Source organism: Allomuricauda sp. R78024 (assembly GCF_044596045.1).
Taxonomy (GTDB): Bacteria; Bacteroidota; Bacteroidia; order Flavobacteriales; family Flavobacteriaceae; genus Flagellimonas.
Genome location: NZ_CP138995.1, coordinates 2260851 through 2282598, shown reverse-complemented (window position 1 = coordinate 2282598; position 21748 = coordinate 2260851). Strand labels below are relative to the sequence as shown.

Below are 21748 nucleotides of genomic sequence, written 5' to 3'. Positions count from 1 at the left end.
CAAAAATAAAAAAAGGCCACGCTTTCGCGTAGCCTTTTATACTATAAATTATTTCTTTTTAATTGAAAATATACCTTACCCCTACTTGAGCTCTCCATCTAGAGACTTCAGCTGTATTAGCAGCAAAAGTACTCGTTAGATTGGGATCAAATGTATATGTTGGTGTGTTGGTGTCGTCCACAGAAACTCCCAATAGTTGATTAAAGGTTGGAATTTCCACAACGCCCCAATTAGAATTGATAAGGTTGCCCAGGTTTAAAATATCCAAACTCAATTGAAATTTGTTTTTATCAGTCAACTTAATGTCTTGCAAAATCTTAACATCCCAAGTACTTCTCCACGGCGCCAAGGCAGCATAACGGTCTGCATACTCCCCACGATTATCACTTAAATAATCATCCTGTTGAATAAATGTTTCAAAAGCCTGAGCTTGTGCTGGATCACTAAAATTCATTTGGCCAATTTCTGAAGCGGTAGGAATGTAAAGTAAATCATTTTGGAATCCATCACCGTTTCCTCCAATATCATCTCCATTTATATTTCCTCCATACACATAATTGTAACGACCTCCTTTTGCATATTCAAAAAAGGTGGATATTGTTGTTCCCGTTTTGAATGACTTGGAGATAACTCCAATAAACCTGTGCTTATCTCCATATCTAGCATTAGACAAGACCGCTGTATTGGAATTACCCACTACTGCATTACCATTATAAGCATCACTGGTAATTTCGGCATCTATTGAGTTTACACTCTTGGCATCTAAAAAGCTGTAGCCTAATTGCGCATATAAACCATCATCCCAAGTTTTCTGAACTTTTCCTGCAATATTCCAAATGCGTCCATTCTCATCTGAGTTTGTAAATACATAGGCAGAGTTAGGTGACTTGTCAGCATCTGTGTAAAAAGCTCTTTGGTCAAATGTGGTATTAAGCGTGCTGGATGGGGCGGCTAATCCCCAATTTTGCACATGTATACCATTAATATCCTTTGTATAAGATACATCTAGTGTGGCTACAATACCATTCTCAAAACGTTTGTCAGCGCCAATATTAGTTCTCCATACCTGTGGAAACTTAAAGTCAGGATCTACAACTGTGTAGAAAAAGAAATTTGGATTAGCTACTTGGTTCCCTAACCAAACGAATGGAAAACGACCAGTAAACACTCCTGAACCACCCCTTACTTGTAAGGAAGCGTCTCCATTAACATCCCAATTGAATCCAACTCTAGGAGAAATTAACCAATCGTTTGAAGGCATTTGGGTAGAATCGAAAAATGCAGTTTCTCCAGTTGATGGATCTGTGTATTCAGTTGTTGGGCTATAACAACAGTTACGATCAATAACATCTTGTGCTTTTTCCGATGTATCAAAAAACAATGGCTTATCAAAACGAATTCCATACGTCAACTTAAAATTATCGGTAATGTCCCATTGATCTTGAGCATAAAATGAAAGCTGACCCACATTGGTCTCTGCCAAGGCCCAACCTCCTGCTACACCAGGTCCATTTCTATTAAATTCTGCATTTGCAGCAATGGCAGAATCAAATGCCGCTTGTAACTGTCCAGAGCTTGCGAAATCGGGAAAATCGGTAATAGTTCCCGTTGGGAAAAACACTCCCTGCGCTCCATAAACTCCTAAGTTAAAAGAGTTATCAAATTGGAATTTTTCGAAAGAAAAACCAACGGTATAGGTATGGTCTCCTTTAAAAAAGTTTAGATTGTCAGTAATCTGGAATACCTTTTGATCCAATCTATTGTTAATGGAAAAAGGCTCATGTCCGGCAATAATATAGCTTGAAGTTCCAGCTGCATCCAGAATTGTGATACTTGGTGCTGGCGTAGAAAATGGATTTCTAAAATCATCAAAATGCGTATATCCTATTTGAAGTTTATTTGTAGCATTATTGGATAGGGTAGAGTTTAATTCTATTTGAACGGATTGAATTCTGTTGTTTATTTCATATCCTGCATTTTCAAACTGTAAAGTGGCTAAATCTGGTCCCCTAAACTGTATGGCATTACGGTTGGCAGGTATGCCTCTTGAAGCATCTAAAAAATTATATATAACAGCCAGGCGGTTGTTGTCATTAATGTTCCAATCCAGTTTTAAAATACCTTTTGTTGATTCTTGGTCAAAGTTGAATCCTGTAATTCTTCCCGGATCATAGAAAATATCATTGCCTTGTCCGTCTTGGCCTACAACAACTTGCCTTAGCAATCCATCAACCAAATCAAAATCTGATTGTGATACTCTTGACTCATTAGCAGCTCCAGTGCCCGTGTTAGGAACAAAACCATCTGTTCCTAAAGAGGTAAGGTCATCTTTTTCAAAATTCATGAAAAAGAAAAGTTTGTTTTTAACTATTGGACCGCCAATACTAAATCCGTACTGCTTTTGTTCCAAACCGGTTTTAAAGACATCGTCACCATTTATCTTACCTCCCGTTAAATCATCATTTCTAAAGAAACCATAAACAGTTCCATAAAACTCATTAGTACCACTTTTAGTAACTGCATTTACTGAAGCCCCTGTAAACCCAGATTGAGTAACATCATAAGGAGCTGTACTTACTTGTATTTGGTCAATTGCATCAATAGAAATAGGGGTTGCATTGGTTTGACCCCCCGGTTGTGCTGCATCTAACCCAAAAGGGTTATTAAAGATGGCACCATCTAATGAAAAGTTATTGAATTGATCATTTCTACCTCCAAAAGATCCTCCGCTTGCCGTTGGTTCCAATCTTGTAAAATCATTCGTAGACCTTGAAATCGTTGGTAATCTTGTCAACTCCCGTCGCCCAACACTTGTTTCGGCCCCTGTTCTATCACTACCAAAAGTTCCTGTCTGGTCAGATACTACTATTACTTCATCTAAAGCTTGGCTATCTGAAACCAATGCAGTGTTGTAATTAAATGTCTTACCTAATGAAAGAAATACATCATTTCTAACACTATTTTTAAATCCGACGTATGAGATGGTCACCTCATACGGTCCTCCAACTCTAAGGTTAAGTAGGTTAAATCTACCTTCCTCGTTAGTAATAGCTCCGTAACGCGTACCTGTAGGTGTATGAACAGCTACAATGTTAGCCCCTAATAATGGTGCTTGTTGATCATCAACAACAGTACCTCTGATGTTTGATGTAGTGACTTGGGAAAAGGCTGAAGTGAATACCATGAAAAATAGTATTCCAAGAGGTAAAATTTTCTTCATAATGAGTGAGTTAGTTTTTTGAGTATCTACAAACATAGGACAAAAAAAAGAGCTATGCACGCATAGCTCTTAACAAGTTATTAACCGAAACTTAGTATTTACTTAGCTTCAGCGATTACTTCAAAAGGAAAATCAACAATCACTTCTCTATGAAGTCTGATTTGAGCATCATATGGCCCAACTCTTTTTACTGTTCCTCCTTGGATGTTTATAAACTTTCTATCTATTTGATGACCTGCCTTATCTAAAGCAGCGGCCAAATCAATATTGTTAACAGAACCGAACAATTTGTCACCAGCTCCTACCTTTGCAGGAATTCTGATTTCTAATTGTTTTATAGCTTCTGCCTTCTTATTGGCTTCATCAATAACTTTCTTTTCTTTGTGCGCTCTCTGCTTTAGGTTTTCTGCTAAAACCTTTTTTGCAGATGGTGTGGCCAAAGCAGCCAAACCTTTGGGAATAAGGTAGTTTCTTCCGTAACCGTTTTTTACTGTTACGACATCGTCCTTAAAACCCAAATCCTGTATATCTTCTCTTAGAATAAGTTCCATTCTTCAGTATTTTTTATTTCAACATATCGCCAACATACGGCATTAAAGCTAAATGGCGCGCACGCTTAACAGCTTGCGCTACCTTTCTTTGGTACTTTAAAGATGTACCTGTAAGTCTTCTAGGAAGCAATTTACCTTGCTCATTTACCAACTTCATTAAAAAGTCTGGATCCTTATAATCAATGTATTTAATACCTGATTTTTTAAACCTACAATACTTCTTTTGCTTATTGGTCTCAATGTTCAATGGGGTCAAATACCTGATTTCCCCATCTTTTTTTGATTTTGCTTGTTGTTCTATCGATGCCATAACCCTATGCCTTTGCTTTTAATTTAGTTCTTCTTCTTTCTGCCCAAGAAATAGCGTGCTTGTCTAACTTAACCGTTAGAAAACGCATAATGCGCTCATCTCTTCTAAATTCTAGCTCGTAAGGAGAAATTACTTCACCAGGAACGGTGAATTCAAATAAGTGGTAAAAACCACTTTTCTTGTGTTGAATGGGATAGGCTAATTTTTTAAGTCCCCAGTTTTCTTTGGAGACCATTTTGCCACCATTCTTAATTAAGAAATCTTCAAATTTCTTAACTGTTTCCTCTATCTGTGTTTCAGACAGAACGGGATTTAAAATGAAAACAGTTTCGTAATGGTTCATATATTATGTTTTTAAAGGAGCGCAAAATTAGTAATAATTACTTCTTCCCGCAAGAAAAGCATAAAATCTTCGTTTAAACATTAATAGTTATTAACATAAATGAACCAAGCAGACCTACATGACGTATATGGTAATATACACAACAAAATAGACCATGTTTACATCTTTTGTTGCCGTTAAACGCCTTTTTTATGTAATTTGCCGATGATTTAAAACCCTACAAATCACCCCATTCTATGAAATTAAAAAGTATAATTGTAGACGACTCCTCAATGCAACGGATGGCTGTTGCCAAATTAGTCAACAATCACCCTCATCTTGCTCTTGTAGCCGAATATAGTAATGCTATTGAAGCTAAGAACGGTCTTAAGAACCATGACATCGATTTAATCTTTCTAGATGTTGAGATGCCAATCATTAGTGGTTTTGACCTATTAGAGGCATTGGAGAACCCTCCTCAGGTTATTCTGATCACTGGAAAGCCAGACTATGCATTGAAGGCTTTTGATTACGATGTAACCGATTACCTTCACAAACCTATTACATTGGCACGATTTGAGTCTTCTGTAAAAAGAGCTGTCGCCAAGTACGAACAAATAAATAGGGTTGATGAAGATGAAGAACATATTTTTGTAAAAAGTAACCTTAAAAAACGTAAGGTTATTTTAAACGACATTAAATGGATCGAAGCATTGGGAGATTATATTAAATTGGTTACAGATGAAGCCAATATTGTAATTCTTTCCACTATGAAATCTTTTGAGCAGCAATTACCTGCAGAAAAGTTTCTAAGAATCCATAAATCCTACATAGTGAATCTGGAAAAGATTGAAAAATTCAACAGTAAGAATGTTGAAGTTGGGGGCAGACAGATTCCTTTAAGTAGAAATAAAAAGACAGAATTAGCAGAAGCACTTGCTAACGTATAATTATATGTGGTCCACGTTGTAGACCAGTCTTACACTTTTATACTTTGAAATAGCATTAAAAGATTTTTCAATTCTTTTAATGCTATTTTTTGTTTGTGAAATTGATTGGGCTCTAGATGTCTTAATAAGGATGTTTTTTAAGTAGTCTCTACGTATTCTAGCCACGGGTGGATATTCCGGGCCCAAAATTTGTTGTCCCAATACATTCTGTAATGAACTGGCAAACCATTGCGAGGCCTCATTCAATTTGTTGTAATCTTTATCTTTTAGCGTTAGTTTAATAATCCGAACCAAAGGCGGATACTTGAATTGCTCCCTTTCATAAAACTGTTCCTCAAACATTTTATCATAATTGTTTGTAGTAACCTGCTGCAATATTTGATGGTAAGGATTATAGGTCTGTATCAACACTTTTCCTCTTTTCTTTGTTCTCCCTGCCCTACCCGCAACTTGGGTCAACATTTGAAAACTCCTTTCATGAGCTCGATAGTCAGGAAAATTTAACAATGAGTCTGCATTCATAATGCCTACCAAACTTACATTTCTAAAATCCAGCCCCTTTGTAACCATCTGTGTTCCCACAAGAATATCCATCTCCTGTTGTTCAAAAGCTGTAATTATTTTTTCATATGCATATTTTCCGCGAGTGGTATCCAAATCCATTCTGCCCACATTTGCCTGTGGAAAAAGTAGCTTCAATTCTTCTTGAATTTGCTCCGTTCCAAATCCCTTTTTATCCAAAGTAGGGCTTCCGCAAGCCAAACAACCTTGCTGCAAGGCCATATGGTACCCGCAATAATGACAACGCAATTGATTTCTGTGCTGGTGATACGTAAGACTAACATCACAATTAGGACATTGGGTTACATTACCGCAAGTAGTACATTCAATAATTGGTGCAAAACCCCTCCTATTCTGAAATAGGATTACCTGCTCTCCTTCTTCCAAGGCCTCAGCAACTGCATTGAACAAGGTTTCCGAAAAATGACCTTTCATACGTTTTTTCCGGGTTGCTTCCTTAATGTCAACCAATGTAATATCTGGCATTAAAACATCCCCATACCTATACTGAATATTGGTATATCCGTATTTTCCTTTTTTAGCATTATCCATACTTTCTATGCTAGGAGTTGCAGATCCCAAAACGCAATGAGCTTCGTGGAAAGACGTTAAAACAATCGCGGCATCCCGGGCATGGTATCTGGGAGCCGGGTCAAATTGTTTAAAAGAATTCTCATGTTCCTCATCCACAACCACTAACCCCAAGTTCGAAAATGGTAAGTACAGGGATGACCTCGCCCCTATTACAATTTGTGCTTTATCAGAATTGTCCTTTACATTGTTCCATACCTCAACACGCTCATGAATGCTGTATTTTGAATGATACACAGAAACTTTATTTCCAAAGTAGGCACGCAATCTTCCTATTAATTGGGAGGTCAAGGCTATTTCGGGCAGTAAGTACAGCGCTTGCTTACCCTGTTCAAGGGATTGCTCTATTAGTTTGATGTAAACTTCCGTCTTTCCTGAAGAGGTAACACCATGTAGCAAAGCAACCTTATTCTCACTAAAACTTTTGTTGATAGCTTCTAAAGCTTTTGTTTGATATGGATTTAAAGAAATTGTCTCTACTGTCTTAGATTCTTCACCAAATTGAACCCTGTCCGTTCTAATATGGTATTCTTCAAGAACTGATTTATCAATGAGTGCTTTAATGACAGCTCTAGAACTGCCACTTTCTTTTTCTAAATCAGCAATGGGTATTGGCTTTTTACTTTTTGCCTGCAACTGAAAAAGCGATAGAACTACTTGACTCTGCTTTGGCGCTCTTGATAGGTTGCGTAAAAGTTCTTCAAGTTTTGTTTCATCATGGTATTCTTCTCCAAGCTTTACATACCTAACCAACTTGGGCACGTATTGTTCGTAAAGCTCTTCTTTTTGCAAAACCACCCCTTTTTGAACTAATCTATTTACAAGTGGCAATACGTTCTTTTTATCAACTATACCGCTTATCTCTCCAATTTTTAAAGCAGTTTGATGTTGCAGCGCTTCATAAACCAAGAATTCATCATCCTTCAACCCTAATTCATCTACCAATGCGTTTTTATTTAGCAATACCAAAGTTTCACTTTCCAGTAAAAATGCACTTGGCAGAGCACTGCGAACTACTTCTCCAAGAGTACACATATAGTATTGTGCAATCCATTCCCAATGCTTTAGTTGGAATTTATTTACCAAAGGTTGTTCATCCAGAATCTGGTAGATTTCCTTAGCATCATAAGCCAAAGGGGCATTGCTGTGAATATTATAAGCTAGGGCAGTGTATATTTTTGATTTACCAAAGGGAACGGCGACCCGCATGCCGGGCTTTAAAAAATCAGCTTCCTGTTCAGAAATACTATATGTAAAAAGTCTTTCTAAAGGTATTGGCAGGACAACATCTAAAAAATAGGGCATACAATTGATCTTCTATTCTTCCACTAGTCTATGCCAGGTTTGGGTTCTGTATAAAAAAGCTAAATATCCCCTCACCTTCAATCTATTTGTATCTTTGGGGTCTAACCAAACCCTGCCTCTAAAGGTCATTGCTTGTTCAGGGTCAAAAAGCTTGTTACCTCTATACTCCCCTTTGTTGTTTCTTTTAAAATCGTACATGATTTTCATCCCATTAACAGGCTTATCTTTTAATTCTCCTTTACATTTAACACAGCGTGCATTTTCTTTCCCTTTTTCAACAACTTTAAGAACTTTAGCTTGTAATAGTCCATTTTCTTCATAAACCTCAACAATTGCTTTGGTAATTCCATTGCGATCATCAATAGTCCTCCATTTCCCAAATACAGTTTGAGACCATGAGGCTTGAACTATCAGCAAACAAATAAGCACTGCACATTTATTAAGCCTTAAGCTGTTTTTCATGTTTTTTCTTTAAGGAATTAAGTGTTGCATTCAATTCAAACCCAAGCAACAAAATATTAGAATTTAACCAAATAAACACCATTAAAATCAATAGTCCTCCCAACGCTCCATAAAACTCGTTATATCTGGCGAACTTTTCTACATACACCCCAAAAAGATAGGAAGTCAGTACAAATAATAAAGTAGTCATAAGTGCTCCTGCCGAAAAGAATTTTGCCTTTCTTCCTTCTGCCGTACCAAAGTAATAGAGAATGGCCGTTGTAAGATAGGAAAGCAGCATGAAGAACAAAATTTTGGTCACCTGAATTCCTATCGTGTCACTTTTTTCAATATCATATCCAAGTTTCTTTCCTAAATACTCGCTAGTATATTCCACTATATAAAACTCGAAATACACAAATGTCACCGCTCCGATGACCAGTAAAATGGAAAGAATTAATCCAACCATAAAAGCATACAAATATTGTCTGAAAAAGTTTCTGGTAAGCTCCACGTGATATGAATTCTCAAAGCCCCCAAAAATTGCATTTACCCCATTAGCAACCAAAAAAATAGAAATCAAAAAGGTAGAAGATAACAATCCTCCACGCTTTTGGTCTTTTATTTGTTGATAAATATCCCCAAAGTAATCACTCGTTGCAGATGGCAAAAAAGACTCTAAAAAGAGTAAAAATTGTGCGTCAAAATTTTCATTGCCAACACTTGCATAAGGGATAATAAAAGGTAAAAGTGTAACCAAGAATATCAGTAATGGAAAAAGGGCCATAAACAAACTGAATGCTATGGAACTTGCTCTGCTGGACAAGGTTCCTTTTACAACCCCCAACACATACATTTCCATCAAATCGTAAAAAGAAAGTCCTTCAAATGCCTTTAATTTTATGTTTTTCAACAACCGAACCAGCCAATTAATAATTGGAATCTTTTCTAACCTTTCTTCTATAGCTGTCGACATTAAACTGCTTTTAGGCTTAAATCCATATTGTGGACGGAATGGGTCAATGCTCCCGAAGAGATATAATCCACACCGCATTCGGCATAATGTCTTATTGTATTTTCATTTATTCCTCCTGAAGATTCCGTAAGACAACGGTCTCCGATTAGTGCTACCGCTTTCTTGGTATCCTCATAATCAAAATTATCCAATAGAATTCTATAGACTCCTTCAGATTGAAGTATTTCTTCGACTTCCTCCAAATTTCTTGCCTCCACAATAATTTTCAAGTCTCTGTTGGTATCCAATAAGTATTGTCGTGTCTTTTGTATAGCCTGTGTTATTCCTCCCGCAAAATCTATATGGTTATCCTTAAGCATAATCATATCATATAAAGCAAACCTATGATTCTCCCCTCCTCCAATCTTAACAGCCCATTTCTCAAGGGCCCTAATCCCAGGAGTAGTTTTTCTAGTATCCAAAATTTTAGTGCTTGTTCCATCTAGAAGTTGAACGTAGCTCTTGGTTTTTGTAGCAATGGCACTCATGCGTTGCATGGCATTCAACACTAATCTTTCTGCCTTAAGAATACTCTGGGTACTCCCTGAAACGTAAAAAGCAATGTCTCCATACTTTACGGGGGTACCGTCTGCAATACGTGTTTCAATTTTTAAATTTGGGTCTACGTATTCAAACACTTGTTTCGCAAACTCAATACCTCCAATGATGCCTTCATCCTTGACCAATAATTTGGCTTTCCCTGTTCCGGAATTGGGAATACAAGCCAGCGAACTATGATCACCATCGCCAACATCTTCACGAATGGCATTTGTTATAATAAGTGCTATTTCTTTTTGGAATTGATCCTGGGTAATCATTACTGCTGGGGTTTTAACGAAAATAATAAAAACATCAGTCTGTCTATTGTCCGTTGCTATTGTTTAATTTGAAAAAATTAATTTTGACAATGCAAATTACGTTAATTGCCATTGGCAAAACAGATAGCTCCGAACTCTCCAAACTTATAGCTATTTATGAGAAGCGACTAAAACATTATGTAAAATTTCAGTTTTTGGTAATTCCTGATATCAAAAACAGTAAAAACCTTTCTGAGGTTTTACAAAAAGAGAAAGAAGGCGCTTTGATTCTTAATCATTTACAACCTGCTGATACACTGGCCATTTTAGATGAAAAGGGAAAGCAATTTACATCTGTGGAGTTTTCTCAGTTTCTACAGAAAAAAATGAACAGCGGACTAAAAAATCTCGTTTTGGTAATTGGAGGCCCCTATGGTTTTAGCGATGCCATATACCAAAGAAGCAATGAAAAAATAAGTTTATCCAAGATGACGTTTTCTCATCAAATGGTACGTTTGTTTTTAATAGAACAGCTCTATAGGGGCTTTACTATTTTACGGAATGAACCTTATCATCATCAATAAGTGTTTTCTCTGTCCCCATTAGTTTATACTTTTCCAAAAAGCCTTCTACTTTCCTAATCATTAAATCATACGGTTTAGGGTCTTCTACGGTTTCTTCCAACGATTTAACCATGTTTTGGGAAACCTTTTTTAGGTGGTTTAATTCTTGTCCAATAAATCCGTAAATCTCTCTCTGTCTTTCTGGTTTTTTTTCCACTTTTAAAACATATTGAAGGTCTGCAATGTTCTTCATATGGGAATTAAACACATGGGATTGATGCCAAGCTATTTCTGAAAGTTTTTTCTTTTGGTCAAGTATTCTATTAATGATAGGATTTACAATAAAAAATATCTCAAAAAGTATAATGACAATAGAAAATATGGCAAGCTCTAGTTCTATAATCATCATGGTGCGAATGTCTTTTTCTGCTTTTTTCTGGAACTGATTCACAATTCCATCCATTATAAACAAAAACCGATCTACTCGATATCTAACATCATTAAAGGAAACATTTTTAAAGTTTTGGAAATCCTTTAGTTCACTATACAACCATTCCAAATGGGGTTCCAACCTTCTAAATTCCTTAAGGATTTCCGGGTCATTTAAAGTTTCTAATTTCAAACCCACGTTTCCTTCTTGAAGAAACCCATTCATTTGATACAACCTGGTCAAAGTAAGCTTCATTTCTGCATAGTCACAATTGTGATATCTACATGAGTACAACTCATTGAGCAATCGTTGACTTAGCATTCGCTGCTTTCCTGCCAGGTTTACAATTAGAGCAGTGGACCTCTGTTTATTTAATGAGTACTGGGTCATGGATTGTATAACGATTGTCAAAAAAACAATTGAAATCACTAACAGGTAATAGGCCCGAAATCCCTTTTTAAATATTTTGATTTTCCCAATATTCATTCAGGTAAAATTTTACATAAGAATTTACCTACAATTTAAATCGAAAAAATGGGTGTGTTAGAAAAATGTTGTGAAACAGAAGTTTCAGAATGTGAACAACCGTATTATGTCAGTACTAAAACAAACTAATACAACACTCTAAACTTTATAGTGTTTTCCACATTCTTAAGAGCCTTTACAACTTCCTTGTTGTATTCCTTGTCCAAATCGGTAATTACATACCCTACCTTATCATCGGTAGATAGATATTGCCCCGTAATATTCATTTCATATTTGGCCAATACCTCACTGATTTTTGCCATTATTCCTGGGACATTTTTATGAATATGTAGAAAACGGTGTGCATTGGTATGTTTTGGCAATCTAATATTAGGAAAGTTTACTGCATCTACTGTATTTCCGGAGTTAATGTATGCCATAATCTTATTTGGCACAAAATCCGCAATATCTCGTTGTGCTTCTTCTGTGCTTCCGCCAACATGTGGGGTAAGAATTACGTTAGGTAGTCCTTGGAGTGCGGTTTCAAAATTTCCATTGCTTCTAGGCTCTTCAGGATAAACATCTACAGCTGCTCCTCCTAATTTTCCACTTTTCAGCGCATTGGCAAGTGCATCAATATCAACCACAAACCCTCTGGATAGGTTAATCAACATAGCTCCATCTCTCATCTGGTTGACCTCCCTCTCTCCAATAAATCCTTTGTTAGTTTTATTATCATCAATATGCAAGGTCACCACATCAGAAACAGAAAGCAAATCTTCTAGAGTGTCGCATTTAATCACATTTCCCAACGGCAGTTTATCGGCTACATCGTAATAATAAACACGCATACCTATAGCCTCGGCTAAAATGGACATTTGCTTACCTATATTGCCATAACCTACAATTCCTAAGTTTTTACCTCTAACTTCTCTTGAGTTTGCCGCAGTTTTATTCCAAGTACCGTTATGGATTTCTGAACTTCTTGTAAAAACATTACGCATAAGCATAATAATATGGCCGATGGCCAATTCTACAACCGATCGCGTGTTGCTATAGGGAGCATTGAACACAACAACTCCTTTCTGCTTACTGTACTCCAGATCTATTTGGGTGGTTCCTATACAAAAAGCACCTACTACCAACAGTTTATTGGCTGCATCCAATACCTTTTGGGTTACTTGGGTCTTAGAACGAATTCCCAATACATGAACTCCTTTAATTTTTTCAATAAGTTCATCCTCAGGCAAACTATGTTTTACCAATTCTACGGAAAAACCATCTTCAGACAAGTTCTCAAATGCATCTGGGTGGACATTTTCCAGCAATAAAATCTTTATCCTGTTTTTGGGATAAGAGATATTTCTGGGCAAATCATTTACATAAAGAAATTCATCCAAATTTGGAGTTACGTGATCTGCATTGTTTGCCGCTTTTTCTCTATGCACATTCTCGGTGTATGCAAAAAATTTATCGGCAATACCAGCTTCCCGCATTACATAATCACTATACCCATCTCCTATTACTTGTACCTCTCCTTCTAAATCAAGGTTTTTAAGACATTCTATCTTGCCATTGTGAGATGCAAGTACGTTATCTTCATCAAAACCGATTATATTTCCTTCCTCATCAAACTTAAAGGTATTGGCATACACCCTTTCTGATGGGATATTGTATTCTTGAACAATTGGGTCAATAAACTCTTTGAAGCCACAGGAAATCACATAGATATCATCTGAAAATTTCTCAAAAAACTCTTTGTTTGATGCAATGGACTTAGAAATTTTCTGACGAAGCTCACTCACCAACCCTTCTAAATCATTTTTATGGGCCTTTAAAAGCTGTATTCTGCGCTCCAAAGATTCTGTAAAGGAGATATCGCCATCAATGCCCAAATTGGTAATATCTTGAATTTCTTGAATAACTTCCTCCTTGTTAGATTTTCCCTGTAAGGTCATTTCTGCCAAAACATCCAACGCCTCCACCCTAGTTAGGGTGCTATCAAAATCAAAAACATACTTACGTCCCACTTCTACCATGAATTTTGCCGAAAAATTAAGATTTAAAAATAAGCATTAATTCTATCCCTGAAATTGGATACAACAAAAAACAGTTTATAAATATGGATATATCAAAAATCATCTGCAAAATGTTTCAAAATGCTGATTTTTAATCTAAAAACTGAATTATTTTGGTTGAAAAAGATTGTGTTTTATATGTGTTATTGTGATCGCCGGATACAATATGTAGCTGACTGCTTGGAATCTCATTCTTTAGATCGGAAGGGTTCCCGTTATCCAAATCCTCGTCTCCGGCTATAACCAAAACAGCTGCTTTAATCTCTTTTAACTCTGCCAAGCTAGTCACAGGTTGGTATTTTTGAAGCAAGTGAAGAACTTTGTGGTTTGCACCAATAGAAGTAGCATAATCTACCGCTCCTTGCGTCTCTTTTTTAGTTTTACCATCAAAAGCATTCATGAAAAGAATTCTTCTATCCCATTCTGGGTTAGTAAAATCAACCCCCATGCCTCCTAAAACTGCCTTTTTTATACGCTTTTCTTTTATCAAAAGTTTTGCCAATACAATACTTCCTCTTGAGTAGCCCACAACATGCAATTCTTCCAACCTTAAATGGTCGATTATAGATTTCAAATCTTTTACTTCCGCATCATTTTGATATGCTTCCGGGTTTTCAGGTTGGTCAGATTTTCCATTTCCTCTTAGGTCCGGCACAATAACTCGATATCCAGATTCCAAAAGCTCTTTCTTCAAAATCGATTTTCCCCACATTGCACTATTAGAGATAAATCCATGGACAAGCAGCACTGCCTCTCCTTCTCCCTCATCAGAATAGGCAATTTGTGTTTGATCAAAAGAAGAAAAGAATTGCGTTTGTGCACTCAGCCCAAACCCCAAGAACAAAATGCCCAAAGAAAATTTCTTTTTGAACCTATTTAAATCTAAAACCATCTCCTAGTTGCCTTACAATACATGATATATTCTTTATTAAAAAGCTCGGTCAATGCTTTTTCCTCATTCTCAATTTGAAAATAGTTCATAAAGTACACAAACCCTGCCGCCAAAAGCGTATTGAACGCATTGCCCAGCTTCAAACCAAAAGCAAGCAATATTAGGAGCATGCCCAAATACATAGGGTTTCTGGTGTATTTAAAAATGCCAGTAGTAACCAAACTACTTGTTTTTGTCAAATTAATAGGGTTTGTTGTTGTTTTTGCTCTCAAAAATTGAAAAATTGCTAAGGCCATGACTATAAAAGCTAAGGAAATTAGGAAAACTGCAAGTTCTGTACGCCCAAAAAAGTCAAAGGTTCCAAAAGGTAAAAATCGATTCAAAATATACATTAAGCATGCAAAGATCAGCATGACTAAAGGTGGTGTTATTCTCAATTTCATTTTATTGCTACTAGATAATCGAAATTACTATTTTTAGCTCTGTATTAAATCATCTCGTGCCTTGAAAATTGTTTTTGCTACCCATAACCAACATAAACTAAAAGAAGTTAAAACGCTTTTACCTTCTGAAATCCAATTGCTTTCATTAGATGATATTGGCTGTTTTGATGAAATTCCCGAAACTGGAAAAACTTTGGAAGAAAATGCCAAAATAAAAGCAGATCATATAATCTCAGTATATGGTTTTGACTGTTTTTCTGATGATACAGGTTTGCTTGTCAATGCATTAAATGGTGCCCCAGGAGTTTATTCCGCTCGTTATGCAGGAGAGCAAAAGAATGAAAAGGATAATATGACCAAGCTATTGTCAGAATTAAAAGGCAACACTAATAGGGCAGCACATTTTAAAACTGTGATTCATTTAAATCTTAAAAACAAAAGCTACTCTTTTGAAGGAATTGTAGAAGGACACATTACTGAAAAAGAATTTGGACCTGGAGGGTTTGGCTATGATCCAATTTTTAAACCCGAAGGGTATAATAAGACTTTTGGAGAACTATCTGCAGAAACCAAAAATGCAATAAGTCATAGAGGTCTTGCAATCCAAAAATTAGTTGCTTTCTTCAAAAACAGGGCTTTATAGTTCCCACTTTAACAAATTGATGTACCTTTGCGCCTTTATTAACGCCGCCAGTATGGGCATGGTGTTGTGAGGGGCTCGGATAGGTAGTACAAAATCGCTCTATACAACACAACATATTTGCGATTTAAGGTATATACCACAATGACAAAATTTGAAACCCTGGGGTTGGACAAACCCCTATTGGATGCTATTTCCGACCTAGGATTTGAGACTCCATCAGAAGTACAAGAAAAAGCAATCCCAATTTTATTGGAACAAGAGACCGATTTGGTCGCTCTAGCACAAACAGGAACAGGTAAAACTGCTGCTTTTGGCTTTCCAATGATTCAAAAAATCCAATCAGAAAGCAGAACAACTCAAGGACTTATTTTATCTCCAACACGTGAGCTCTGCTTGCAAATTACAAATGAGCTAAAATTATACTCCAAATATGTTAAAGGCCTTAGTACGGTAGCCATTTACGGTGGAGCAAGCATATCTGACCAGGCAAGGCAAATAAAACGCGGAGCACAGATTATTGTTGCTACTCCTGGAAGGATGAAGGATATGATCGGCCGTAAAATGGTTGATATTTCAAAAATCGATTATTGCGTGCTTGATGAAGCAGATGAAATGTTGAACATGGGCTTCTTTGAAGACATAAAGGACATTTTATCCAACACACCAAAAGAAAAACTTACATGGTTGTTTTCTGCAACCATGCCAAAAGAAGTATCGGTAATCGCCAAAAAATTCATGAATAAGCCCCAAGAAATTACTATTGGGACTAAAAATGCAGGAACTTCAACAGTGCAACATGAGTACTATGTAGTTGGTGGGCGTGATCGTTATTCTGCACTTAAGCGTCTTGCAGATGCTAATCCTGGTATTTTTTCTGTAATATTCTGCAGAACAAAAAGAGATACTCAGAAAGTTGCGGAAAAGCTTATTGAAGATGGCTATAACGCTGGAGCTTTGCATGGCGACCTAAGTCAAAATCAAAGGGATTTGGTCATGAATTCCTTCCGTAAAAAACAAGTACAAATGCTTGTTGCAACTGATGTTGCTGCTAGGGGAATAGATGTTGATGACATAACACATGTTATTAACTACCAATTGCCCGATGAAATAGAAACGTATACGCACCGTAGTGGACGTACAGGTCGTGCAGGGAAATCAGGGATTTCTATGGTAATAGTAACTCGTTCTGAGTTACGAAAAATAAAATCCATCGAAAGCAAAATACAACAGTCTTTTCTATCTAAGAAAATTCCAACGGGTATCGAGATTTGTGAAATTCAGCTGTACCATTTAGCTAGCAAAATCAAAGAAACTGAGATAAATCCTGAGATAGACAATTACCTGCCGGCCATAAACGATGTTTTGGAAGGTGTTGACAGGGATGAATTGCTCAAAAAAATTATTTCAGTAGAATTTACCCGTTTCTATAACTATTACAGTAAAACCAGAGATTTAAATTCATCAGAAGATGGAAGAGATCGAGGAGAGAGAAAGGATCGTTCTCAGGGTGATAACATACCATCAAACGGTTCTGTGCGCTACTTTATCAATGTAGGAGAGCGCGATGGTTACGACTGGATGTCATTGAAAGATTTTTTACGTGATACATTAAATCTTGAAAAGGAAGACGTTTTCAACGTGGATACCAAGGATAGTTTCTCCTTTTTCAATACGGATGCCCAAGTAACGGAACATGTACTTCAGACTTTTACGGAGTTCAAAGTAGAAGGTCGTTTTGTAAATGTTGAAGTTTCTAAAAGTCCAGGAGGTTCAGGAAGAAGCGGAGGCAAAAAACGAGACAGAAGCAGAGGTCATAGAAAAGGTGGGGACAACAAATCTTTCAGAGGAGGTAGAAAAAGTAGCTCTGGCAAACGTGGAGGCAAAAAACGACCTGGCTTTTATTAGTTAATTCTATATTAAATGATGGTGGGCACCTATTTATTTTTCTTTGTTTAGTACTTTTATGACTACAAAGATTGCATGAGAAGAGTTCTACTTACATTTTTTTCCTTCATTTCACTTTTTTGTTTTGCTCAAAATGAGGATGATACAATAGTTGAAGGGGAATTAAACGCTACGGTTATCAATGCGCAAACAAGCTTTCCAATGGTTAGTGTGCACGTTGTTAACCTAAATAAGGTAGTCGGTACAATTACCGACCAAAAAGGAAATTTTTCAATTCCGGCCGCTGTAAATGATACCTTGTACCTATCCTTTTTGGGTTTTAAATCACAAAAGGTTAGGGTAACCAATGACATGTTCAAGTTTGATGGAACGGAAATATCCCTGACCGAACTTGCCTATGCCTTGGAGGAAGTTATCGTAAGACCCTATCAATTAACAGGTTACTTAGAGATTGATGTAAAAAATCTTCCTATTAATACTGCGTATCAATATAGCATATCAGGGCTTCAAAAAAGTTATGAAGGGGGTAGTAAAAGCCCTAGTGCCGTAACCAAAGTTCTGGGCGCCATCTTGAATCCGGCCGACCTTCTACGAAATCTTTTTGGTAAAAAGCCGAAGCAAATGCGGAAGCTGAGGCAGATTAAAGAAGATGAAGATATTAGGAACCTTCTAGCTTCAAAGTTTGATAGGGAAACACTTACAGAATTACTGCAACTGGAAAAAGTTGATATTGAGGATATTCTTAATAATTGTAGCTATTCCAAATCCTTCATCAATACAGCCAACGACCTTCAGATTTTAGATGCTATCTCTAGTTGTTATGAAGAGTACAAAGTACTGAATAGAAGATAAAGATTTTTCGTTTGCATCTTTAAAACTGCTTTATATTATTGAGTATAAATAAATTTTATATTTCCGCATGCATTTTATAGTTTTAGCTAAAATCCCAAAAGATGAAAAAACTACTTACTGTTATGTCCATACTATCCTTTCTTTTTGGCTGTAAAGAAGTAAAAAAAATAGATAAAAAAGATACTGAAGTAGTTGAGGAAATGGTAATTAAAAAAGAAGTGCCTTTCACTTGGGAAGGTGCTAATATCTACTTCCTTTTAACGGATCGTTTCAATAACGGAAACCCAGAAAATGATATAAGTTTTGACAGAACAGAAGAAACTGGTGTTTTAAGAGGTTTTGAAGGAGGCGACATCCAAGGAATTACCAAGAAAATTGAAGAAGGTTATTTTACAGATTTAGGCATTAACTCCATTTGGTTTACTCCGGTTGTAGAGCAAATACATGGCGCTACAAATGAAGGTACAGGAAATACATACGGATATCACGGTTACTGGGCCAAAGATTGGACCGCGATCGATCCTAGTTTTGGAACAAGAAAGGATTTGGAGAAATTGGTGAAAACTGCCCATGCAAAGGGTATTCGCGTGCTATTGGATGTAGTATTAAACCATACTGGACCCGTTACCGAAAAAGACCCTGTTTGGCCAGAAGAATGGGTGCGTACTGGACCACCATGTGAATTTACCAACTACGAGAACACAACCGCCTGTACTTTGGTTAAAAATCTTCCAGATATACTTACGGAATCTAATGATCCCGTTGAATTACCAGATGCATTATTGGCAAAATGGAAAGAAGAAGGACGTTTAAGTCAAGAATTGGATGAACTTCAGTTATTTTTTGAACGAACTGGATACCCTAGGGCTCCTAGGTTTTATATTATTAAATGGCTCACCGATTACATCAACGATTTTGGTGTTGATGGTTTTAGGGTAGATACGGTAAAGCATGTGAATGAAGATGCTTGGTCAGATTTGTATAAAGAGGCTAGCTATGCATTTGATACTTGGAAGAAAAAAAATCCAAATCATATTTTGGATGACAATCCTTTTTACATGGTTGGTGAAGTTTATAATTACGGAATCTCTGGTGGTCGGGAATTTGATTTTGGGGATAAAAAAGTGGATTTTTTCGATTATGGCTTTAAAAGTCTTATAAATTTTGATTTAAAAGTAGATGCCCATAAAGATTACGAAACCATTTTTAAAAAATACAATCGCCTGTTAAATACAAAATTAAAAGGGAAGAGTGTATTGAACTATTTAACATCTCATGATGATGGCAATCCTTTTGACAAGGAACGAAAAAAACCTTTCTATACCGCTAACGTTCTATTGTTAACACCGGGAGCATCACAAGTATACTACGGTGACGAAACAGCTAGGAGCCTTACCATTGAAGGTACAGAAGGTGACGCCACTTTGCGTTCTTTTATGAACTGGGAGGATTTGGACAGTTTGCCTCAAACGCAGAAAATTCATAAACATTGGCAAAAACTAGGACAATTCCGAAGAAACCATCCAGCTATTGGAGCCGGTAAACACAAGAGGTTGGCTAAATCTCCCTATGTGTTCTCCAGAACCTATATGAATGGAGATTACAAAGACAAAGTCGTGGTTGGTCTGGATTTACCAAAAGGTAAAAAATCCCTTTGGGTAAAGGGATTCTTTGGCGATGGCACAAAACTATATGATACTTATTCTGAAACCGAGGTAATGGTCACTAAAGGAAAAGTACTTCTTGAAAATGATTTTGATATAGCCCTATTGGAATTAGTGGAATAATTATTCCCTTGAATGTAAAGCAATTCGGTTGCCCTCTGTATCTAAAAACAATCCCATATAGCCCACTTCTGGGCTAATTTGGGTTTTGGGCTTCAAAATTTTTCCTCCTGCTTTCTCAATTCTATTTAATTCATTTTCAACATCTACACTAGCAAAGTAAATAAGCACTCCCTCCGTATTGCTCGGTTTGTATTCAGATTGAAGAATTAGAGAACCGGTTGCTCCCATTTTTCCTTCTGCCCACGGAAACCATCCCATTAGGGTTCCGCCAAAATCCTGAACTTGAACCTCAATTTTAAAAACTGATTCGTAAAAAGATTTGGCCCTATCCATATCCAAGACGGGAATCTCGAACCAGCCCACCATATTCTGCTCCATAATTATGCTATTTCTCCATTAATTCCTTTAAACTAGACAATCCTTCTTCAAAATCTCCACCTACAGCTTTGTCCATATTCATAAACAGCATAAAAATACTGGTAGGAAACTTGTTCTTTCCAGAGAAGCCCCAAGTAACTTTAGTGGCATTATCATCTATTTGCTCTGTGGTTATATAGGCATCTGATGTAGATTTCCAAGGCTTTAAAAAACGAAGTTGCGATTCTATACGTTCCCCGTCAATTATTTTAGTAAGCTCTTGTTCGCCTTCACCAACATCTTTATTACCGTTCCAATAGCTGACAGCTCCTACCTCGCCATCTGTTCCTGTAAATTTTTTCTCCATATTGGGATCTTTCTTGTTCCAAGGTGACCAAGCATCTTGATTCTTTAAAAACCTAAGGTTTTCAAAAACTTGGGCCTTGGGTTTAGCTATCTCTATTGAGCGTGAAACATTGTAGGTCTTTGGAGCAATTGCCCCCAAAATTAGAACGATAAAAACAATCGCTGCTAAAATGTAAAGTAGAATAATCATTTGTTTTTTTTTATTGGTTACGTCCTAAAGTACAAAAACTTCATTTTAAAAGGTATCTGTTTATAATACTTTCCGCATCCTTGATGGATTTTTTAGTCCAATCCAATTGTTTTTCAAGTATCTCAATATCAGATAGCTGCCACTCAATATTTGATGCTCTTAGCTCCTCGGTCAGTTTTTGGAGGATGATAGCGGCGGAAACTGAAATATTGAGGCTTTCAGAAAAACCGACCATTGGGATTTTAAGAAATCCATCCGCTTTTTGCATAACTTCCTCACTTAATCCTTCTTTTTCAGTGCCAAAAAAAAGAGCTGTTTTTGTTTTCAGTTTAAATTGGGAAAGCAATCTTGAATCGTTATGCGGGGTGGTTGCCACAATTTGATATCCCGTATCTTTTAACGTGGCAATGCATTCTGATGAAGTTTGATATCGATTTATATCTACCCACTGTTCGGCTCCCATGGCAATGTTCTTGTCCAAACGTTTTTCAAATCGGTCTTCCACCACATGTACTTCTTGTACTCCAAAGGCATCACAACTTCTGATTACCGCACTTGTATTGTGTAATTGATATACATCTTCAATGGCAACGGTAAGGTACTTGGTCCTCTTTTGTAATACATTTAGAAACCGCTGTTTTCTTTCTTCCGTAAGAAAACCTTCAAGATATGTCAATAAATCATCATTAAACATCTATGACAATATAACGAAAA

At 36.7% G+C, this 21748-nt stretch carries 21 protein-coding genes; 6 read left to right on the top strand and 15 right to left on the bottom strand.

Annotated features, from left to right (window positions below):
• Window positions 1–58 precede the first annotated feature (58 nt).
• From SJY44_RS10200 to rpsF, 4 genes are all read right to left on the bottom strand, one after another.
• The gene (locus SJY44_RS10200; protein WP_396589633.1) at window positions 59–3220 is read right to left on the bottom strand and encodes a carboxypeptidase regulatory-like domain-containing protein; all 3162 of its coding nucleotides are present in this window, start codon (window positions 3218–3220) and stop codon (window positions 59–61) included.
• Window positions 3221–3318: 98 nt separating this feature from the next.
• Window positions 3319–3771, bottom strand: a complete 453-nt coding sequence (gene rplI, locus SJY44_RS10195) for a 50S ribosomal protein L9 (RefSeq protein WP_396589632.1) — start codon at window positions 3769–3771, stop codon at window positions 3319–3321.
• 13 nt (window positions 3772–3784) lie between these two features.
• Window positions 3785–4081, bottom strand: coding sequence for a 30S ribosomal protein S18 (gene rpsR, locus SJY44_RS10190; protein ID WP_055392375.1), 297 nt, complete (start codon window positions 4079–4081; stop codon window positions 3785–3787).
• Between the two features lie 4 nt (window positions 4082–4085).
• Window positions 4086–4424 carry a 30S ribosomal protein S6 gene (gene rpsF, locus SJY44_RS10185; protein WP_055392374.1) on the bottom strand — a complete coding sequence of 113 codons (339 nt, stop codon included), beginning with the start codon at window positions 4422–4424 and terminating at the stop codon, window positions 4086–4088.
• A gap of 236 nt (window positions 4425–4660) precedes the next feature.
• Here rpsF and SJY44_RS10180 point away from each other — a divergent pair, with 236 nt between their 5' ends.
• Window positions 4661–5353: a LytTR family DNA-binding domain-containing protein gene (locus SJY44_RS10180; protein ID WP_147744139.1), complete on the top strand. Its 693-nt coding sequence runs from the start codon at window positions 4661–4663 to the stop codon at window positions 5351–5353.
• On the opposite strand, the gene priA is transcribed toward SJY44_RS10180, so the two are convergent.
• The 4 genes from priA to nadC are packed head-to-tail and all read right to left on the bottom strand — an operon-like array spanning window position 5354 to window position 10084.
• Window positions 5354–7810 (bottom strand): primosomal protein N', encoded by a 2457-nt coding sequence (gene priA / locus SJY44_RS10175; RefSeq protein ID WP_396589631.1) that lies wholly within the window; start codon window positions 7808–7810, stop codon window positions 5354–5356. It abuts the gene before it with no gap.
• 12 nt (window positions 7811–7822) lie between these two features.
• On the bottom strand, window positions 7823–8272 hold the full coding sequence (locus SJY44_RS10170; RefSeq protein WP_298925493.1) for a DUF2147 domain-containing protein: 450 nt from the start codon (window positions 8270–8272) through the stop codon (window positions 7823–7825).
• A complete protein-coding gene (locus SJY44_RS10165) occupies window positions 8250–9227 on the bottom strand; it encodes a YihY/virulence factor BrkB family protein (protein WP_396589630.1) in 978 nt (325 codons plus the stop codon). Before SJY44_RS10165 ends, SJY44_RS10170 begins: the two co-directional genes overlap by 23 nt.
• Window positions 9227–10084, bottom strand: coding sequence for a carboxylating nicotinate-nucleotide diphosphorylase (gene nadC, locus SJY44_RS10160; RefSeq protein WP_396589629.1), 858 nt, complete (start codon window positions 10082–10084; stop codon window positions 9227–9229). The genes SJY44_RS10165 and nadC overlap by 1 nt, the downstream gene beginning before the upstream one ends.
• 89 nt (window positions 10085–10173) lie before the next feature.
• Here nadC and rlmH point away from each other — a divergent pair, with 89 nt between their 5' ends.
• Window positions 10174–10647 carry a 23S rRNA (pseudouridine(1915)-N(3))-methyltransferase RlmH gene (rlmH, locus tag SJY44_RS10155; protein WP_298925486.1) on the top strand — a complete coding sequence of 158 codons (474 nt, stop codon included), beginning with the start codon at window positions 10174–10176 and terminating at the stop codon, window positions 10645–10647.
• Here the strand turns inward: rlmH and SJY44_RS10150 are convergent.
• From SJY44_RS10150 to SJY44_RS10135, 4 genes are all read right to left on the bottom strand, one after another.
• Window positions 10613–11446, bottom strand: a complete 834-nt coding sequence (locus tag SJY44_RS10150; protein WP_396589628.1) for a type IV pili methyl-accepting chemotaxis transducer N-terminal domain-containing protein — start codon at window positions 11444–11446, stop codon at window positions 10613–10615. The two genes, rlmH and SJY44_RS10150, sit on opposite strands and share 35 nt — an antisense overlap.
• 221 nt (window positions 11447–11667) lie before the next feature.
• Window positions 11668–13560 (bottom strand): phosphoglycerate dehydrogenase, encoded by a 1893-nt coding sequence (serA, locus tag SJY44_RS10145; RefSeq protein ID WP_298925480.1) that lies wholly within the window; start codon window positions 13558–13560, stop codon window positions 11668–11670.
• Between the two features lie 130 nt (window positions 13561–13690).
• Window positions 13691–14491, bottom strand: coding sequence for an alpha/beta fold hydrolase (locus SJY44_RS10140; RefSeq protein ID WP_396589627.1), 801 nt, complete (start codon window positions 14489–14491; stop codon window positions 13691–13693).
• Window positions 14482–14934 (bottom strand): methyltransferase family protein, encoded by a 453-nt coding sequence (locus SJY44_RS10135; protein ID WP_396589626.1) that lies wholly within the window; start codon window positions 14932–14934, stop codon window positions 14482–14484. Before SJY44_RS10135 ends, SJY44_RS10140 begins: the two co-directional genes overlap by 10 nt.
• A gap of 61 nt (window positions 14935–14995) precedes the next feature.
• Between SJY44_RS10135 and SJY44_RS10130 the strand changes: the two genes are divergently transcribed.
• From SJY44_RS10130 to SJY44_RS10115, 4 genes are all read left to right on the top strand, one after another.
• Complete coding sequence (locus SJY44_RS10130) at window positions 14996–15577, top strand: non-canonical purine NTP diphosphatase (protein WP_396589625.1); 582 nt, start codon at window positions 14996–14998, stop codon at window positions 15575–15577.
• 141 nt (window positions 15578–15718) lie between these two features.
• Window positions 15719–17482, top strand: a complete 1764-nt coding sequence (locus SJY44_RS10125; RefSeq protein ID WP_298925468.1) for a DEAD/DEAH box helicase — start codon at window positions 15719–15721, stop codon at window positions 17480–17482.
• 75 nt (window positions 17483–17557) lie between these two features.
• Entirely contained in the window at window positions 17558–18334 is a 777-nt protein-coding gene (locus SJY44_RS10120; protein WP_298925466.1) for a carboxypeptidase-like regulatory domain-containing protein, read from the top strand.
• Between the two features lie 101 nt (window positions 18335–18435).
• Window positions 18436–20121, top strand: a complete 1686-nt coding sequence (locus SJY44_RS10115) for an alpha-amylase family glycosyl hydrolase (protein WP_396589624.1) — start codon at window positions 18436–18438, stop codon at window positions 20119–20121.
• Here the strand turns inward: SJY44_RS10115 and SJY44_RS10110 are convergent, their stop codons facing one another.
• The 3 genes from SJY44_RS10110 to SJY44_RS10100 are packed head-to-tail and all read right to left on the bottom strand — an operon-like array spanning window position 20122 to window position 21728.
• A complete protein-coding gene (locus tag SJY44_RS10110; RefSeq protein ID WP_396589623.1) occupies window positions 20122–20499 on the bottom strand; it encodes a VOC family protein in 378 nt (125 codons plus the stop codon).
• A gap of 7 nt (window positions 20500–20506) precedes the next feature.
• A complete protein-coding gene (locus SJY44_RS10105; RefSeq protein WP_298925457.1) occupies window positions 20507–21034 on the bottom strand; it encodes an SRPBCC family protein in 528 nt (175 codons plus the stop codon).
• 40 nt (window positions 21035–21074) lie between these two features.
• Window positions 21075–21728: a TrmH family RNA methyltransferase gene (locus SJY44_RS10100; protein ID WP_396589622.1), complete on the bottom strand. Its 654-nt coding sequence runs from the start codon at window positions 21726–21728 to the stop codon at window positions 21075–21077.
• Between the last annotated feature and the right edge of the window lie 20 nt (window positions 21729–21748).

Excerpts from the sequence above, each read along its gene's own strand:
- SJY44_RS10200 (WP_396589633.1), bottom strand. The coding sequence starts at position 3,220 with ATGAAGAAAATTTTACCTCTTGGAATACTATTTTTCATGGTATTCACT.
- rplI (WP_396589632.1), bottom strand. The coding sequence starts at position 3,771 with ATGGAACTTATTCTAAGAGAAGATATACAGGATTTGGGTTTTAAGGAC.
- rpsR (WP_055392375.1), bottom strand. The coding sequence starts at position 4,081 with ATGGCATCGATAGAACAACAAGCAAAATCAAAAAAAGATGGGGAAATC.
- rpsF (WP_055392374.1), bottom strand. The coding sequence starts at position 4,424 with ATGAACCATTACGAAACTGTTTTCATTTTAAATCCCGTTCTGTCTGAA.
- SJY44_RS10180 (WP_147744139.1), top strand. The coding sequence starts at position 4,661 with ATGAAATTAAAAAGTATAATTGTAGACGACTCCTCAATGCAACGGATG.
- priA (WP_396589631.1), bottom strand. The coding sequence starts at position 7,810 with ATGCCCTATTTTTTAGATGTTGTCCTGCCAATACCTTTAGAAAGACTT.
- SJY44_RS10170 (WP_298925493.1), bottom strand. The coding sequence starts at position 8,272 with ATGAAAAACAGCTTAAGGCTTAATAAATGTGCAGTGCTTATTTGTTTG.
- SJY44_RS10165 (WP_396589630.1), bottom strand. The coding sequence starts at position 9,227 with ATGTCGACAGCTATAGAAGAAAGGTTAGAAAAGATTCCAATTATTAAT.
- nadC (WP_396589629.1), bottom strand. The coding sequence starts at position 10,084 with ATGATTACCCAGGATCAATTCCAAAAAGAAATAGCACTTATTATAACA.
- rlmH (WP_298925486.1), top strand. The coding sequence starts at position 10,174 with ATGCAAATTACGTTAATTGCCATTGGCAAAACAGATAGCTCCGAACTC.
- SJY44_RS10150 (WP_396589628.1), bottom strand. The coding sequence starts at position 11,446 with ATGACCCAGTACTCATTAAATAAACAGAGGTCCACTGCTCTAATTGTA.
- serA (WP_298925480.1), bottom strand. The coding sequence starts at position 13,560 with ATGGTAGAAGTGGGACGTAAGTATGTTTTTGATTTTGATAGCACCCTA.
- SJY44_RS10140 (WP_396589627.1), bottom strand. The coding sequence starts at position 14,491 with ATGGTTTTAGATTTAAATAGGTTCAAAAAGAAATTTTCTTTGGGCATT.
- SJY44_RS10135 (WP_396589626.1), bottom strand. The coding sequence starts at position 14,934 with ATGAAATTGAGAATAACACCACCTTTAGTCATGCTGATCTTTGCATGC.
- SJY44_RS10125 (WP_298925468.1), top strand. The coding sequence starts at position 15,719 with ATGACAAAATTTGAAACCCTGGGGTTGGACAAACCCCTATTGGATGCT.
- SJY44_RS10120 (WP_298925466.1), top strand. The coding sequence starts at position 17,558 with ATGAGAAGAGTTCTACTTACATTTTTTTCCTTCATTTCACTTTTTTGT.
- SJY44_RS10115 (WP_396589624.1), top strand. The coding sequence starts at position 18,436 with ATGAAAAAACTACTTACTGTTATGTCCATACTATCCTTTCTTTTTGGC.
- SJY44_RS10110 (WP_396589623.1), bottom strand. The coding sequence starts at position 20,499 with ATGGAGCAGAATATGGTGGGCTGGTTCGAGATTCCCGTCTTGGATATG.
- SJY44_RS10105 (WP_298925457.1), bottom strand. The coding sequence starts at position 21,034 with ATGATTATTCTACTTTACATTTTAGCAGCGATTGTTTTTATCGTTCTA.
- SJY44_RS10100 (WP_396589622.1), bottom strand. The coding sequence starts at position 21,728 with ATGTTTAATGATGATTTATTGACATATCTTGAAGGTTTTCTTACGGAA.